Origin of the sequence: Enterococcus sp. AZ091 (genome assembly GCF_051714805.1) — a bacterium.
Taxonomy (GTDB): domain Bacteria; phylum Bacillota; class Bacilli; order Lactobacillales; family Enterococcaceae; genus Enterococcus_D; species Enterococcus_D gallinarum.
On sequence record NZ_JBIOSO010000001.1, the window covers coordinates 435,001 to 451,803 of the forward strand.

The 16,803-nt window shown below is 39.0% G+C and carries 11 protein-coding genes, 1 tRNA gene, 2 rRNA genes and 1 other annotated feature (1 of these 15 only partly in view); of the genes, 6 read left to right on the forward strand and 8 right to left on the reverse strand.

Annotated elements, in window-relative coordinates; translation table 11 throughout:
* The 3 genes from IGJ28_RS02305 to IGJ28_RS02315 all read right to left on the reverse strand — a co-directional run.
* Positions 1-1,098: ribosomal RNA gene (locus tag IGJ28_RS02305) — 23S ribosomal RNA — on the reverse strand; it reaches 1,817 nt to the left of the window's first position.
* A gap of 172 nt (positions 1,099-1,270) precedes the next feature.
* Positions 1,271-1,343, reverse strand: a tRNA-Ala gene (locus tag IGJ28_RS02310).
* A gap of 78 nt (positions 1,344-1,421) precedes the next feature.
* Positions 1,422-2,981 (reverse strand): 16S ribosomal RNA (locus IGJ28_RS02315).
* The 16S and 23S rRNA genes sit together here with 1 tRNA gene alongside, the layout of an rRNA operon.
* Before the next feature lie 717 nt (positions 2,982-3,698).
* Here IGJ28_RS02315 and IGJ28_RS02320 point away from each other — a divergent pair.
* The 4 genes from IGJ28_RS02320 to IGJ28_RS02335 all read left to right on the forward strand — a co-directional run bounded on the left by IGJ28_RS02320 (position 3,699) and on the right by IGJ28_RS02335 (position 8,813).
* Entirely contained in the window at positions 3,699-4,388 is a 690-nt protein-coding gene (locus IGJ28_RS02320; protein WP_003129151.1) for a response regulator transcription factor, read from the forward strand.
* Positions 4,378-5,562: a sensor histidine kinase gene (locus tag IGJ28_RS02325; protein ID WP_003129153.1), complete on the forward strand. Its 1,185-nt coding sequence runs from the start codon at positions 4,378-4,380 to the stop codon at positions 5,560-5,562. The genes IGJ28_RS02320 and IGJ28_RS02325 overlap by 11 nt, the downstream gene beginning before the upstream one ends.
* Before the next feature lie 41 nt (positions 5,563-5,603).
* Positions 5,604-5,801: a binding site (T-box leader), on the forward strand.
* Between the two features lie 49 nt (positions 5,802-5,850).
* Positions 5,851-7,128 (forward strand): serine--tRNA ligase, encoded by a 1,278-nt coding sequence (gene serS / locus IGJ28_RS02330; RefSeq protein WP_005473111.1) that lies wholly within the window; start codon positions 5,851-5,853, stop codon positions 7,126-7,128.
* Between the two features lie 134 nt (positions 7,129-7,262).
* Entirely contained in the window at positions 7,263-8,813 is a 1,551-nt protein-coding gene (locus IGJ28_RS02335; protein WP_438845109.1) for a polysaccharide deacetylase family protein, read from the forward strand.
* Between the two features lie 34 nt (positions 8,814-8,847).
* On the opposite strand, the gene IGJ28_RS02340 is transcribed toward IGJ28_RS02335, so the two are convergent.
* Complete coding sequence (locus tag IGJ28_RS02340; RefSeq protein ID WP_003129161.1) at positions 8,848-9,396, reverse strand: TetR/AcrR family transcriptional regulator; 549 nt, start codon at positions 9,394-9,396, stop codon at positions 8,848-8,850.
* Between the two features lie 146 nt (positions 9,397-9,542).
* Here IGJ28_RS02340 and IGJ28_RS02345 point away from each other — a divergent pair, with 146 nt between their 5' ends.
* Together IGJ28_RS02345 and IGJ28_RS02350 are read left to right on the forward strand one after the other, a co-directional pair.
* Entirely contained in the window at positions 9,543-10,244 is a 702-nt protein-coding gene (locus IGJ28_RS02345; protein WP_005473109.1) for an ABC transporter ATP-binding protein, read from the forward strand.
* 10 nt (positions 10,245-10,254) lie between these two features.
* Entirely contained in the window at positions 10,255-12,957 is a 2,703-nt protein-coding gene (locus IGJ28_RS02350; RefSeq protein ID WP_308052721.1) for an FtsX-like permease family protein, read from the forward strand.
* Positions 12,958-13,042: 85 nt separating this feature from the next.
* On the opposite strand, the gene guaB is transcribed toward IGJ28_RS02350, so the two are convergent.
* From guaB to IGJ28_RS02370, 4 genes are all read right to left on the reverse strand, one after another.
* Complete coding sequence (guaB, locus tag IGJ28_RS02355; RefSeq protein ID WP_003129164.1) at positions 13,043-14,527, reverse strand: IMP dehydrogenase; 1,485 nt, start codon at positions 14,525-14,527, stop codon at positions 13,043-13,045.
* Positions 14,528-14,734: 207 nt separating this feature from the next.
* The gene (locus IGJ28_RS02360; protein ID WP_003129165.1) at positions 14,735-15,427 is read right to left on the reverse strand and encodes a DUF1129 domain-containing protein; all 693 of its coding nucleotides are present in this window, start codon (positions 15,425-15,427) and stop codon (positions 14,735-14,737) included.
* Between the two features lie 73 nt (positions 15,428-15,500).
* Positions 15,501-16,601 carry a redox-regulated ATPase YchF gene (gene ychF / locus IGJ28_RS02365; RefSeq protein ID WP_003129166.1) on the reverse strand — a complete coding sequence of 367 codons (1,101 nt, stop codon included), beginning with the start codon at positions 16,599-16,601 and terminating at the stop codon, positions 15,501-15,503.
* Positions 16,602-16,609: 8 nt separating this feature from the next.
* A complete protein-coding gene (locus tag IGJ28_RS02370) occupies positions 16,610-16,798 on the reverse strand; it encodes a DUF951 domain-containing protein (protein WP_021148890.1) in 189 nt (62 codons plus the stop codon).
* Positions 16,799-16,803: the final 5 nt, after the last annotated feature.

The following is a 16,803-nucleotide window of genomic DNA, read 5'->3' on the forward strand; positions in this document are numbered from 1 at the left end:
CATCCTAGTTGTCTGTGCAACCCCACATCCTTTTCCACTTAATAGTTATTTGGGGACCTTAGCTGGTGGTCTGGGCTGTTTCCCTTTCGACTATGGATCTTATCACTCACAGTCTGACTCCCGGATATGAATGAATGGCATTCGGAGTTTATCTGAATTCGGTAACCCGAGATGGGCCCCTAGTCCAAACAGTGCTCTACCTCCATCATTCTCAATTCCGAGGCTAGCCCTAAAGCTATTTCGGAGAGAACCAGCTATCTCCAAGTTCGTTTGGAATTTCTCCGCTACCCACACCTCATCCCCGCACTTTTCAACGTACGTGGGTTCGGTCCTCCAGTGCGTTTTACCGCACCTTCAACCTGGACATGGGTAGATCACATGGTTTCGGGTCTACGACAACATACTCATTCGCCCTATTCAGACTCGCTTTCGCTGCGGCTCCGTCTCTTCAACTTAACCTCGCATGCTATCGTAACTCGCCGGTTCATTCTACAAAAGGCACGCTATCACCCATTAACGGGCTCTAACTTGTTGTAGGCACACGGTTTCAGGATCTATTTCACTCCCCTTCCGGGGTGCTTTTCACCTTTCCCTCACGGTACTGGTTCACTATCGGTCACTAGGGAGTATTTAGCCTTGGGAGATGGTCCTCCCGGATTCCGACGGAATTCCTCGTGTTCCGCCGTACTCAGGATCCTCCTAGGTGTGAGCCAGATTTCATCTACGGGGTTTTTACCCTCTTTGACATACTTTTCCAAGTATTTCGACTATCTGTTTCAACTACCATATCGGAGTCCTACAACCCCAACAAGCAAGCTTGTTGGTTTGGGCTTTTCCCGTTTCGCTCGCCGCTACTCAGGGAATCGAATTTTCTTTCTCTTCCTGCAGGTACTTAGATGTTTCAGTTCTCTGCGTCTACCTCACAGCTGCTATGTATTCACAACTGTGTAACATCCTATAAAAGATGCTGGGTTCCCCCATTCGGAAATCTCTGGATCATAGCTTACTTACAGCTCCCCAAAGCATATCGGTGTTAGTCCCGTCCTTCATCGGCTCCTAGTGCCAAGGCATCCACCGTGCGCCCTTATTCACTTAACCTTTGACCTTACGGTCGATGAGTACTTCTTCTAGCGATAGAAGGTTGCTCAAGAAAATAAGCGTTGAACTTATTAAAAAACTCTTTAACTTGTCAACTCGGTGTGTGTTACTTGTTTTGATTTTCTTCGATATCCAGTTTTCAATGAACAAACTTAACGACCTCTGTCGTTAATGGAGCCTAGCGGGATCGAACCGCTGACCTCCTGCGTGCAAAGCAGGCGCTCTCCCAGCTGAGCTAAGGCCCCGGGTATTTATCTTTGAGAGTAAACCTCTCAAAACTGAACAAAGGCAAACGATGTGTAGTCTTCCGTACTATTCCTTAGAAAGGAGGTGATCCAGCCGCACCTTCCGATACGGCTACCTTGTTACGACTTCACCCCAATCATCTATCCCACCTTAGGCGGCTGGCTCCAAAAAGGTTACCTCACCGACTTCGGGTGTTACAAACTCTCGTGGTGTGACGGGCGGTGTGTACAAGGCCCGGGAACGTATTCACCGCGGCGTGCTGATCCGCGATTACTAGCGATTCCGGCTTCATGTAGGCGAGTTGCAGCCTACAATCCGAACTGAGAGAAGCTTTAAGAGATTAGCTTAGCCTCGCGACTTCGCAACTCGTTGTACTTCCCATTGTAGCACGTGTGTAGCCCAGGTCATAAGGGGCATGATGATTTGACGTCATCCCCACCTTCCTCCGGTTTGTCACCGGCAGTCTCGCTAGAGTGCCCAACTAAATGATGGCAACTAACAATAAGGGTTGCGCTCGTTGCGGGACTTAACCCAACATCTCACGACACGAGCTGACGACAACCATGCACCACCTGTCACTTTGCCCCCGAAGGGGAAGCTCTATCTCTAGAGTGGTCAAAGGATGTCAAGACCTGGTAAGGTTCTTCGCGTTGCTTCGAATTAAACCACATGCTCCACCGCTTGTGCGGGCCCCCGTCAATTCCTTTGAGTTTCAACCTTGCGGTCGTACTCCCCAGGCGGAGTGCTTAATGCGTTTGCTGCAGCACTGAAGGGCGGAAACCCTCCAACACTTAGCACTCATCGTTTACGGCGTGGACTACCAGGGTATCTAATCCTGTTCGCTCCCCACGCTTTCGAGCCTCAGCGTCAGTTACAGACCAGAGAGCCGCCTTCGCCACTGGTGTTCCTCCATATATCTACGCATTTCACCGCTACACATGGAATTCCACTCTCCTCTTCTGCACTCAAGTCTCCCAGTTTCCAATGACCCTCCCCGGTTGAGCCGGGGGCTTTCACATCAGACTTAAGAAACCGCCTGCGCTCGCTTTACGCCCAATAAATCCGGACAACGCTTGCCACCTACGTATTACCGCGGCTGCTGGCACGTAGTTAGCCGTGGCTTTCTGGTTAGATACCGTCAAGGGATGAACGTTCTACTCTCATCCTTGTTCTTCTCTAACAACAGAGTTTTACGATCCGAAAACCTTCTTCACTCACGCGGCGTTGCTCGGTCAGACTTTCGTCCATTGCCGAAGATTCCCTACTGCTGCCTCCCGTAGGAGTCTGGGCCGTGTCTCAGTCCCAGTGTGGCCGATCACCCTCTCAGGTCGGCTATGCATCGTGGCCTTGGTGAGCCGTTACCTCACCAACTAGCTAATGCACCGCGGGTCCATCCATCAGTGACGCAAAAGCGCCTTTCAACTTTCTTCCATGCGGAAAATAGTGTTATACGGTATTAGCACCTGTTTCCAAGTGTTATCCCCTTCTGATGGGCAGGTTACCCACGTGTTACTCACCCGTTCGCCACTCTTTTTCTTTCGATGGAGCAAGCTCCGGTGAAAGAAAAAGCGTTCGACTTGCATGTATTAGGCACGCCGCCAGCGTTCGTCCTGAGCCAGGATCAAACTCTCATAATGATTTGTTTGAACGATCCATAGGATCGTTAAGCTCAAATAAAATTAACTTTGCTAGCTATTGCTTGCATGTATTTTGCTTCATATAATGAAGCGCCCTACACATTGGTTCGTTTGCTTGCTTTGTTCAGTTTTCAAAGGTCTACTGCGCTGCGTTAGCAACTTTTAAATCATATCAGACCGACAAGTGAATGTCAACTCTTTTTTAAAAGTTTTTTTCGAAAATGTTTATTCAACAACTTCCTGTGCGTCATCAGCGACTCAATTAGAATAACAAATGGATTGTTATTTGTCAACAACTTTTTTCAATCTTTTTTGTTGCTGCATCAGCATCAAATTGATTTCTTAAATTTGCGACTTCGTTATAATATCATCTGTTGGTTCTGGCGTCAACAACTTTTTTCATTTTCTTTTAGAAATGATTTTTGTCATTTGGCACATGTAATAATATAGCAACTATCTTGCCATTCGTCAACAGTAAAATCATTGATATTTCAACGTTTCTAAATACTGCGGTTCCATCATATATTTTAGTTAATTCTATGGAATAATCTCTCCATTTGGAAACTATGATGATTATTTGAATTCTCAATGTTCGGTTTTTATTCTTGTTGTAAGTATTATTTCCTATCATTCTTATAAATTTAAGTATGATTTTATCAATTTCCTAGAATATTTGCTAAAATAGGAGAAAAGAATATTGTTCCTAGGAGGATTTATATGAAAATACTTGTTGCTGATGATGATAAAGAGATTGTTGAACTATTAAGTATCTATCTTCATAATGAAGGTTATGAAGCCGTCAAAGCTTATGATGGTAAAGAAGCTTTAACAAAAATTAGAACTACTCCAGATATTGAATTACTGATCTTGGATATCATGATGCCTGAAATGGATGGCATGCAGGTTGTAAAAGAGTTGCGAAAAGAATCTCAAATTCCAATCATCATGCTAACTGCTAAGACTACTGATATGGATAAAATACGAGGTCTAGTTGCTGGTGCAGACGACTATGTAACAAAACCATTCAATCCTTTGGAAGTGATGGCTCGCGTCAAGTCTCTGCTCCGTCGAACAAAAATGCAAGCTCCCTCTAATCAGCCAGATATCTTAGAAGTTAGCTCATTGATCATTAATCGTGATTCTCATGAAGTAAAAACAATCACCGGAAATGAGATCCAATTGACCGCTCTTGAATTTGGTATTCTCTACCTATTAGCATCCCATCCGAATCGTGTATTTAGTGCTGATGAAATTTTTGAGCGTGTGTGGAAGCAAGAGAGTGTCGTGTCAGCCAAAACCGTAATGGTTCATGTGAGTCATCTGCGTGATAAGATAGAAGAAGCAACTGATGGCGAGAAAGTCATTCAAACAGTGTGGGGAGTTGGCTATAAAATAGATGCGAAGTAATCCAATAGAAAAAAAGAAACGTATCACCCTCACTTCTAAAGAAATCAGTGAATTATTTGCAGAAGGAATCGTTACTGTAATCCTTTTACTTCTATTAAATGTCGCGATTTTAGTCATTTTGACTTCTATAAGAGAGAATTCACCGTTGTTAGTGGAGGCGATCTATGAGTCAAAAAACGCTTTTACTTCTGCTTTTGACACGGATATTTTTCAAAGTGGCCGCAATTTCATTATCCCTTTGTTCTTTTTATTAGATGTGATTGTTTTGTATTGGCGTTTGATTCGTCGATACCGTCAAATGCAGCTACGGCATATTATTAGTGAGCTTCATTATATTGCAGAGGGAAATTATGATCATCGTATTCCATTTGAACTGCGTGGTGACCTCAATCGGATTGTTTCAAATATTAACGGCTTGGTAGATAGTACCGTCGCCGCCATTGAAGATGAACGAAGGATCGAACAGTCGAAGGATGAATTAATTACAAATGTTAGTCACGATATCCGAACCCCTTTAACTTCTATTATTGGTTATCTAGGCCTGATTGAAGATCGTCAGTATCATTCTGAAGAAGAGTTATTGAAATATACTCATACCGCTTATGTCAAAGCAAAGCAAATGAAATCTTTAGTAGACGATCTTTTCGAATACACAAAAGTAAGACAGCCTAGCGTCCCAATAAATGTCATTTCTTTTGATATGGCGCAATTAGTCGAACAACTAGCTGCAGATTTTGAATTAGAAGCATCTCGTAAAGGAATAAAGATTGAGACTCACACTCGCCCAGAGCACATTATTATGGACGGTGATACTGAGAAGCTTGTACGAGTTTTCAATAATTTATTGTCTAATGCTTTAAAGTATGGAAAAGGCGCTGACAAAATCGTAATGGAAGTGGAAAAAGTAGGAACAGAAGCCATTCTAACAGTTAAGAACAATGGACAAATGATTCCCAAACATTCATTAGACTCCTTATTTGACCGCTTCTATCGAGTGGAGGAATCACGTTCGCAGGAAACTGGGGGAACTGGACTTGGTCTTGCCATTGCTCAAAGCATCGTTGCCTTGCATGGTGGCTACATTTTTGCAAAATCTACTCCGGATTGGACCTCCTTTATTATCCATCTCCCATTAAAGAGAAATGATTTATCAAATACCCAAAACTATGGTTGACGAACTAACGCTTTTTCGCTATTCTAGAGAAAATACTTACTAATAAAGCATAGAACCTAGTACATTTTTTACTTTTTCAGAGAACTGATGGTTGGTGAGAATCAGTAATGGAAAGAATGGAATCCAGTTCATTAAAAGTGTATCTTTTGAAAGAAAGATCGTGTGCTCACGTTACGGGCAACAAGGGCAGCGTTATGCTGAACTCGGGTGGTACCGCGAAAGATCTTTTCGTCCCAAGAATAGGGATGAAAAGGTCTTTTTTTATATGAAAAACAAGGGGGAAGAATTATGTTAGATATTAAAATGATTCGGCAAAATTTTGACAAAGTCCAAACAAAATTACAGACTCGCGGAGTAAAAAAAGAAGTATTAGAAGAATTCTTAAAGTTAGATGAAAGGAGACGACAACTCCTAGTAGAGACAGAAGAATTAAAAAAAGTTCGAAATGAAGTTTCTGCAGAAATAGCTCAACTAAAACGAGCAAAAAAAGCAGCAGATGATAAAATTACTGAGATGAAAGAAGTCGGTACTAAAATCAAGTCTCTTGATGACGAGATTGCAAAAATTGATTCAGAAATCAAATTGATCGCAACGACATTACCTAATCTGCCTCATGACTCTGTCCCAGTTGGAAAAGACGAAGATGACAATGTTGAAGTAAGACGCTGGGCTACACCAAAAGAATTTGATTTCGAAGCAAAGCCTCATTGGGATATTGCCGAAAACCTAGGAATATTAGATTTTGAACGAGGTGCAAAGGTAGCCGGTAGCCGGTTTGTCTACTATAAAGGATTAGGTGCCCGTCTTGAACGAGCTTTATATAACTTTATGCTAGACCAACATGTTTATGAACATGGGTACACTGAGATGATTACTCCATATATTGTTAATAGCGATGCAATGTTTGGAACTGGACAGTTTCCTAAATTCAAAGAAGATGTTTTCCAATTAGCGGAAACAGATCTTACCTTGATTCCTACTGCTGAGGTTCCTTTAACGAATTATTATAATGGAGAAATATTGGATCTTGACCAACTACCGGTTTACTTCACAGCATTAAGTCCTTCTTTCCGCTCAGAAGCTGGAAGTGCTGGTCGTGATACTCGCGGATTAATTCGATTACATCAATTCAACAAAGTTGAAATGGTCAAACTAAGTGAAGCAGCACACTCTTATGAAGAATTAGAAAAAATGACTGCAAATGCAGAAGACATTTTACAAAAATTACAACTTCCTTATCGAGTAATGGCATTGTCTACAGGTGACATGGGCTTCTCTGCTGCTAAAACGTATGATTTAGAAGTATGGATTCCAGCACAAGAAACATATCGAGAAATCAGTTCGTGTTCTAATTGTGAAGATTTTCAAGCACGTCGAGCAATGATCCGTTATAGAGATAACGATGGCAAGATTCATTACATGCATACATTAAATGGTTCAGGACTAGCAGTCGGTAGAACTGTTGCTGCCGTATTAGAAAACTATCAAAATGAAGATGGTAGTGTGACTATACCAGAAGTACTAGTTCCTTATATGGGTGGAGTTACCCGAATTGAAAAAAATTGAAGAACAAGATAGGATGAGAATTCCTACCTTTTTTCTTTAAATATTCTAAGAAATACCCCCCTATTGTTGAAACTATATTACAGTTATGTTACGTTTATTTTACTTTATGATGATAAATGGAGGGATAAAGTCATATGTCTGACAAAAATACCTATGCACGTCGTAGCCAACGTCACAAACAAGAACCTGATACCTGTGAAAATACAAATCAATTGAATGAAGCTGTAAAGCCCAAAACCGGAAACGAAAACAAACAACCAAAAATACCGAAGAAAAAATCTAATTATAGCAAGTATATATTCGCATTGTTTACCGCACTTATTCTAGTAATTGTCGCTACTGGCGGCTATATTGTTTATACATTAAAACAGCAAGAAGCAGAAGCTCAAGCCAAATATGAAACTGCTGCAAAAAATCTCATGGCTTCAATCCAAGAAGAGCAAGACCAAAGTGGAATTTCAACGAAAATAGATACTATAAATGACGGAGAAAATAAGTGCCTTGTTTACCGTCCAGTTGATGAAAATACTGTTCCTTTCAAAAATGCAAACCAGCTCTTAGACGAGCTTGCTCAAAAGCAACAAAAAAAGCATCGTGAAAAAGAAGTGCTTACAGTTGCCAGAATAAAAGCAACAGCAATATCTTCTAAAATTGGTCAGTATAGAATTGAAGCAGATAGTTTTATCTGGGATCGCAGTAAGGAAAATTTTAAAAAGCCAGACAGTATTTCTGAGAAAGCCATTTATGTTTCCGAAAAAACTGGCAAAGAAATCACAAATAAGGATTTGATTCCAGATGAAGGAAGTCTCTTAGGTATTCAACAGGTGATTCAGCAATCCTTACTTGATCAAGCTAAAGAACCTGAAAAAATCATTGATGCTGTATTAACAATGGATAGAATTTCTTATGATAGTAAAATGACTTATACACCTGATGAATTGACTATCGTCTTACCAAAAAATTCAACTGGAACTTCTAAAGTCACTCTAAAATATAAAGATATTGCGCCATTCATTGATACAGATATGGTTTCGCAAGAAAGTATAAAAGATACATTACCTGCATTAGATGAAAATAAAAAGTACGTCGCTCTTACTTTTGATGATGGTCCAAATAATAGCTCAACACTTGATTTGTTGAATATACTAAAAACAGATAACGTGAAAGCTACTTTTTTCATGTTAGGACAGATGGTGGATCAAAATCCAGATGTTGCAAAACAAGTCCACGACGAGGGTCATGAGGTAGCAAGTCACTCGTATTCTCATCCACAATTGAATACACTTTCGACAGATGAATTACAAAGTGAAATAAATAAAACCAACAAAGCTATTTTCAAGGCTACAGGCGTCTTGCCTCGCAATATCCGTCCCCCTTATGGCGCTATTGATAAAAAAAGTGCTGAAACAATTGGCATGCCAATTATTCAATGGGATATTGACTCACAGGATTGGAAATCAAAAAATCCTGGAACAATCAATAATATTGTTGAACAAAATATCTATAGTGGAGGAATCATCTTGATCCACGACATCCATCCTGAATCAGTCAAAGCTGTACCAGGATTGATCACAATGTTAAAAAATAAAGGATATGAATTTGTGACGATCGATCAACTATTGTCAGGAAAACAAAAACCATTGCATCAATATTTTGGTATGAATGATGAACGACTAGTAGAATAAAAGAAAAGCGAACGTATTGGCGTTCGCTTTTCTTTTATTCATAAACATTTGTAGTAAATATTTGAATAAGTAAATGAGAAACTGCTTTAGGCTGCATCTCAGAAAAATCTTTTAGCCAGCGTTCAATCAACCCGATCGAGCCACAGACAAAATAACTCAAACATAACTCTAATTCTTCTCTTGTTGCATCTTCGAAATAAATAGTAAAGCGTTTAAACGTTTCCGGTCTGATTTTTTCCAATAACAAATCTAATAAATGACTGTTATTAAGCAGAATCAAATGACTTACACTAGGATTTTCTTGCAGTATAAGTAATAATTTTTCTAGCCATAGATCTAATGGGAGATTTTCTTGTTGCAAATTATCTGCAATTTGTTCAACGATTTCTTTCTCAATCTCCTCTAAAAGGTCTGCAGTATCTTTGTAATACTTATAAAAAGTTCCTCGATTGATATCAGCACGCTGGGCAATCTCTGTAATTGTGATTTTTTCAAATTCTTTTTCCATCAAAATCTCTTGAAATGCTTTTCGAATCACTTTTTTTGTATATTGTGTTCGGCGATTTCCAACTATTCCTACCATAACTTCAATCCTTTCTATACAAAAATAACTTAAATGTTTATTTAATAACAGATGAATAAGATTTGAGGATTGCCCCTTTTTTTCTTTCTTAGTATACTAACGCTATGTGATTAAATCAACAGGTGTTCAAAATATGGAGGCGTTATATGAGTTATGTAGAAGTAAAAAATACGTATAAAAGATATAAAATGGGCGAAACCACGATTACCGCTAATGAAGACCTATCCTTTTCAATTGAAGAAGGAGAACTAGTCGTTATTTTAGGTCCAAGCGGAGCTGGAAAATCGACTATTCTAAATATATTAGGTGGGATGGATTCACCTGATGAAGGTCAAATCATTATCGATAATATTGATATTGCACAATTTTCGGATAAACAACTTACAGAATATCGGCGCAAAGATGTAGGCTTCGTTTTTCAATTTTATAATTTAGTCCCAAATCTAACAGCAAAAGAAAATATCGAGTTAGCAACAGAGATATCACCGAACGCACTTGACCCAGATGCTGTGCTTAAGCAAGTAGGATTAGAAAATAGGTCCAATAACTTTCCTTCTCAATTATCAGGTGGCGAACAGCAACGAGTGTCCATTGCCCGAGCGCTAGCAAAAAATCCGAAATTACTTCTTTGTGACGAACCAACAGGAGCATTAGATTTTGAAACCGGTAAACAAGTATTGAAGCTGTTGCAAAGCGCAAGTCGTCAAGCTGGAAATACTGTTTTAATCATTACGCACAACAGTGCCATTGCTCCCATTGCTGATCGCGTGATTCGTATTAATGATGCTACAGTGCGCTCTGTAGAAATTAATGAATCCCCTATTTCAATCGATGAGATCGTTTGGTAGGAGGAAACAAATGAAAAATAAGACGTATTTAAAAGCAAGCTTACGAGAAATCAAACAGTCTAAAGGAAGATTTATCGCTATTGTTTTAATCATCTTTCTAGGTACTTTTTTGTATGTAGGTGTCAAAGCAACTGGGCCTATTTTGAATCATTCTGCAAGTACTTATGTTGATGAACATAACTTAGCTGATATGCAGGTTACATCAACACTAGGTATCACCGATCAAGATCTTAAAGTAGCTAAAGAGTCAGGGATTCAAGTGGAATCAGGCTACCAATTTTATTATGTAGCAGAAGCAGATGAAGTTGTCCAAATCAATTCTTACAACAAAAACCAAAAACAAAACGCATTAATCCTTGAAGAAGGCCATTTACCAAAGAATAGCAATGAAATTGTCTTAGATACACAAGCGAAAGAATATGGCTATCAGTTAAACGATACTTATACTATCGACTCGCAGGATACTATAAAGGATAAAAACTTCAAAATCGTTGGTTTTGCCAACTCGCCCCTATTTATCAGTAAAGCTGAACGAGGCTATGCGAATGTTGGCAGTGGTACAGTAACATATTTTGCTTACCTTCCCGAAAATCAATTTCTGAGTGATGTACAATCGGTGCTCTATCTGTCTTTTGATAATGTGAAAGATTTAGAAACTTATTCTGATTCCTATCAAGAAAAAATGGAAAAGAATCAAGAAAAAGTAGAAACGCTTTTTGCTGATCGTCCACAAGAACGTGTAGCAGAAATCAAACATGACGCAATGGAAGAATTGAAACCTGCTAAGGAAAAAATTGAAACTGGAAAAGCACAGCTATTAGATGCACAAACAGAATTAGATGCTGCTAAAGCTCAGATTGAACAACAAAAAAGTGCAACCCTTCTGTTACCGTCTCAACAACAAGCTGGTGCTATTGAACAGCTGAAAACTGCTGAATCGACATTGACTAAACAACAAAATCAAATCAATGAAGAAAAAGAGAAGTTAGCTGATGCAGAGTCTACATTACAAAAAAAAGAAAATGAAATAAATGAAATGAAAGAGCCTACTTATTTATTTAATCTAAGAAAAGATAATCCTGGGTTTCAAGAATACGGCGGTTTATCTGATCGTATAGCGGCAATTGCAAATGTCTTTCCAGTATTCTTCTTTTTTATAGCAGCTTTAATAACTTTTACCACCATGACTAGAATGGTAGAAGAAAATCGAAAAGAAATTGGCACATTAAAGGCTTTGGGATATGCAAAAAGAGAGATAGCTCGAAAATATATCATCTATGCTCTTTTATCATCTAGTATAGGAATTCTCTTAGGAGCTGTACTAGGTATCGAATTTCTACCTCGATTAATCTATTTTCTTTCTAGTGAACGGTATCTTTTAGGTGGTGTCCGGGTTTACTATGTTTGGGGGCCAATCATTCAAGCTACAGTCGCCTTTATTCTTGCTACTTTAGGTGCAGCCCTTGTTGTCCTCTATCGTGATTTGCGAGAAAAACCAGCGCAACTATTGCAGGCACGTGCACCAAAGCCAGGGAAAAGAATTTTTCTAGAATACATTCAACCACTTTGGTCACGCTTGAGCTTTAATCAAAAAATCAGTTACCGAAACATTTTTCGCTATAAATCACGAATGATTATGGCAATAATTGGGATCGCAGGATGTGCAGGACTTATGGTCGCTGGAGTGGGTCTAAAAGATTCATTAAGTGCTGTTTCGCAAAAACAATTTGGTCCTATCACTGATTATCAAGCAATCGTCACATTAAAAGATAGTAAAACAAACAATACCGAAGTTTTTGAAATATTAGAAGAAGATCCAACAATTCAACAATCCCTGCTTGTACTGAATGAAACAATAGAGTTACGGTCCAAAGAACAAGGAAAGCAAAGTCTGTCTTTAGTGGTACCTTCTGATACTGACTCATTCTCGAACTATATGCATCTACACTCTACCGATGGAAAAAAAATGTCACTAGATGATGGGGCCATCCTAACGATGAAATATGCGGAGCTTTTTGATATTCACATTGGAGATGAGCTAACCTTTTATGATAAGGATCAAACAGCTGTAACAGTGAAGATAGCTGGTATCGCTGAAAATTATTTAGGTAACTCACTTTATCTTTCTAGAAACGACTATGAAAAAGCAACAAATACGAACTATCAGCCTACATCGCTTCTTATCAAGAGTAAAAAGATGGAACAAAAGCAAGAAGACGCATTAGCTAAAGAACTATTGAAAACAGACCAAGTTCAGAATACTACCTTCCTGTCTAGTCAAATCAAAGCGCAAAATGAGTCCATGGGGAATCTGAATTCCATTGTTCTTATCTTGGTCATTTTATCTGGCGCCTTGGCATTTGTTGTTCTATACAATTTAACAAACATTAATGTATCGGAAAGGATTCGGGAACTCTCTACAATTAAAGTTTTAGGTTTTTACGACAAAGAAGTTACAATGTATATTGTTCGTGAGAATGTTGTCTTTACTTTGCTAGGGATACTAGCTGGTTATGGAGTCGGATACTTACTGACTGATTTTATTCTCCGACAGGCATCGATGGAAAACATGGTTTTTCCATTAGTGATTAGTTGGGCTGCTTATGCGTTAGCCGGCGGCATGACCATTTTATTTACAATCATTGTTATGTTGGTTACTCATTATAAATTGAAGCATGTTGATATGATCGACGCATTGAAATCAAATGAATAATTTTCTCATACAAAAAATGGCGGTCAGTGTCTTATTAAGACTACTGGCCGCCATTTTTATTTAATGTTTTCACGTGAAACAATTTCTAAGACTTCACAGAATAGTTTGGTGCTTCTTTAGTAATTTGCACATCGTGAGGGTGAGATTCTTTCAACCCATTTCCGCTCATTTGGATAAACTGTGCTTCATCTCTTAGTTGTTTTAAGTTCGCTGCTCCAACATATCCCATCCCTGATTTTAGACCGCCGATCATTTGGAATAAAATATCTGCAACACTGCCTTTATAAGCCACTCGGCCTTCAATTCCTTCTGGAACAAGTTTATTTGCTTCATTAACTCCACCTTGGAAATAACGATCACTTGAACCTTTTTCCATAGCTCCTAGTGACCCCATTCCCCGATAGGTTTTGAAACGTCGACCTTGATAAATTTCAAATTCCCCTGGAGATTCATCCGTTCCTGCCAACATACTTCCTAGCATAACTGCATGTCCGCCAGCAGCCAAAGCTTTGACAATATCACCAGAATATTTGATACCACCATCTGCAATAATGGCTTTTCCATATTGTCGAGCCACTGAGGCAGCATCATAAATAGCCGTTAACTGAGGGACACCTACACCAGCGACAACACGTGTCGTACAGATGGAACCAGGACCAATACCAACTTTAACGACATCTACACCAGCGTCGTATAGAGCTTTTGTTCCCTCAGCAGTTGCGACATTCCCTGCAATTAATGTTGCTTCAGGAAAATGTGCTCTGATTTCAGAAATTTTACGCAGTACGCCTGCACTATGTCCATGAGCAGTATCGATTACGATCGCATCTGCTCCAGCATCTAACAATGCTTGTGCTCTTTCAAAGGTATCACTGGTCACACCTACAGCTGCCGCTACTAATAAACGGCCATGAGTGTCTTTAGCCGCGTTGGGGAATTCAATGACTTTTTCAATATCTTTGATCGTAATCAATCCACTTAAAATACCTTCATCATCAACGATCGGTAATTTTTCGATCTTATGTTTTTGCAAGATTTTCTCTGCATCTTTCAAAGAAGTACCAACCGGTGCCGTAACTAATTTTTCTTTGGTCATTACATCAGAAATTGCGATTGAATAATCCGTAACAAAACGCATATCTCGATTCGTGATGATTCCAACTAGTTTACGATTCTCCATTGTTTCAACAATAGGGACACCGCTGATTCGGTATTTACTCATAAGGTGTTCTGCATCTGCTACTAGATGACTAGGTGTTAAGAAGAACGGATCAATGATTACGCCACTTTCAGAACGTTTTACTTTCCGCACTTCATCTGCTTGGGCAGCAATACTCATATTTTTATGAATGACCCCTAATCCACCTTGACGAGCCATTGATATTGCCATTTTACTATCAGTTACTGTATCCATACTGGCACTCATGATCGGTATATTTAACGTAATATTTTTTGCAAGCTGCACATGCATATCCACATCATTTGGCAACACATGACTTTCTGCAGGTATCAATAATACATCATCAAACGTTAACCCTTTTTTTACAAATTTGGTTTCCCAGTTGGACATTTTTGTAACCACTCCTTAAAGTTAATATGTATTTTTAAAAAAATAGCAAATATTTTTTCATAAGTCAACTATTCGGAAAGCTTTCTTATTTATTCCTGTGTAATCTGAGAAAACAGCCAGAATCACAAAAGATTTCTATTTTCTCCCTCTTGTATGACACATAATAAAAAAGACCCACACGCATGAATGACATGTGGGAACTTATTATTATCCTCTAGGAACAGATAAGCTACTAATAATATTGTATTTCTTCTTCAAGTAATATTTAGCTGCTAGTGCCACAGCCCCAATCACAATTTCGATTAATGGGTCGACCTGTGGATTAAGTGGTGGTTGAAGCATAGCAGAAAGTGAGATAGTCACGATCCATACTAAGAAAGCTCCAACTAAAATCAAAATAATTTTCCACATTTTCGGACGTTTACTTTTATCTGCGCCTGGACGTTCATATTGATACATGTACTTGTACATTAAGTAGAAGACCCAACCAGCTAACATGGCCATTAAGAAGAGGGTCAACAATCCGTAAGGCTGTGCTTGACCTTTTGTAAATACCCCCATCACGCCGAGCATTAATCCAAAAATACCTAAAATAAGCAACGTATTGTCTAACCACATCAAGAATGGACCTGATTCTTTTTGTTCAACTGGCTTCGTGATGATTGCTTCCGTACGTTCAGAGACTGTCCCAAAAAGTTGTCTAGCGGTTTTACCACCTTTTTGTTCTTGAACAAGAATCGGTAACATCTCATGTAATGCGACAGTTTTTTCTTCTTCAGAAAGATTAGCTGCCTCCAAAGATTTTTTTAAATCAAAAATATATTGTTGGTTACGTTTTGTTAGTTGTTTTTCTAATTCACGATTTTCGGAAACATACGAGCGCAGAGTTTCTGGTTCCATAAATCATTTCTCCCTTCTGCGTGATTTCTTCACAAAGGACATTTTACCATATTTTTTTTTGGAAGAAAGCCTTTTATACATTAAAACGGAATAACATAACATCGCCGTCTTGAACGACGTATTCTTTTCCTTCTAAACGAACACGCCCAGCTTCTTTTGCTGCATGCATATTGCCATACTTATCCAAATCTTCAAAGGAAACAGTTTCTGCACGTATAAACCCTCGCTCGAAATCTGTATGAATAATTCCTGCAGCTTGAGGCGCTTTGATTCCTTTTCGGAAAGTCCATGCACGAACCTCTTGTTCCCCAGCTGTAAAGTAAGTGGCTAATCCTAATAAATCATAGGCCGCACGAATCAGTTGATCTAAACCAGATTCTTCAATGCCTAAAGCTTCCAAAAATTCTGCTTTATCTTCATCATCCAATTCAGCGATTTCTTCTTCTGCTCGAGCACTAATGACGATCACTTCCGCATGTTCACTCTCGGCAAATTCTTTCACACTTTTAACATATGGATTCTCTTCTGCATTTGCCACATCATCTTCTGCAACGTTTGCTACATATAGAACAGGTTTTGTTGTCAGCAAAAACAATCCTCTAACGATTTTTTGTTCTTCTTCAGTAAATTCGATAGAACGTGCGGATAGACCTTCTTCTAAAACAGGTTTAATTTTATCTAAAACTGCTAATTCAGCTACAGCATCTTTATCTTTTGTTTTCGCAACTTTAGCAACACGTGCATAACGTTTATTGATAGATTCTAAATCAGCCAAGACTAATTCTAAATTGATAGTATCGATATCTGCTAGTGGGTCTACCCGTCCTTCAACGTGCGTAATATTGTCATCATCAAAACAACGGACTACATGGCAAATAGCATCTACCTGACGGATATGACTTAGAAATTGATTTCCTAGTCCTTCTCCTTTACTAGCTCCGCGAACGATTCCTGCGATATCCGTAAATTCAAATGTTGTCGGTACAGTTTTTTTAGGATGTACTAATTCCGTCAAACGTTGTAAACGCCAATCAGGGACTTCCACCATCCCTACATTTGGATCGATCGTAGCAAAAGGATAGTTTGCTGCTTCCGCTCCAGCTTTCGTTATAGCATTAAATAAAGTAGATTTACCTACATTAGGTAGTCCAACGATTCCAGCAGTTAAAGCCATTTATTATTTCACTCTTTCTCTTTTTTTTCTAGGATTTTTTTCATTTTTTTGTCGAACTCACGGCGAGTAAGCATAACAATATGGCCACAGTTCGTACATTTTATTTTGATGTCCGCACCCATACGGATAATTTCCCAACGGTTTGCTTTACATGCATGGGGTTTTTTCATTTCAACAATGTCACCAAGATCATACATATTTA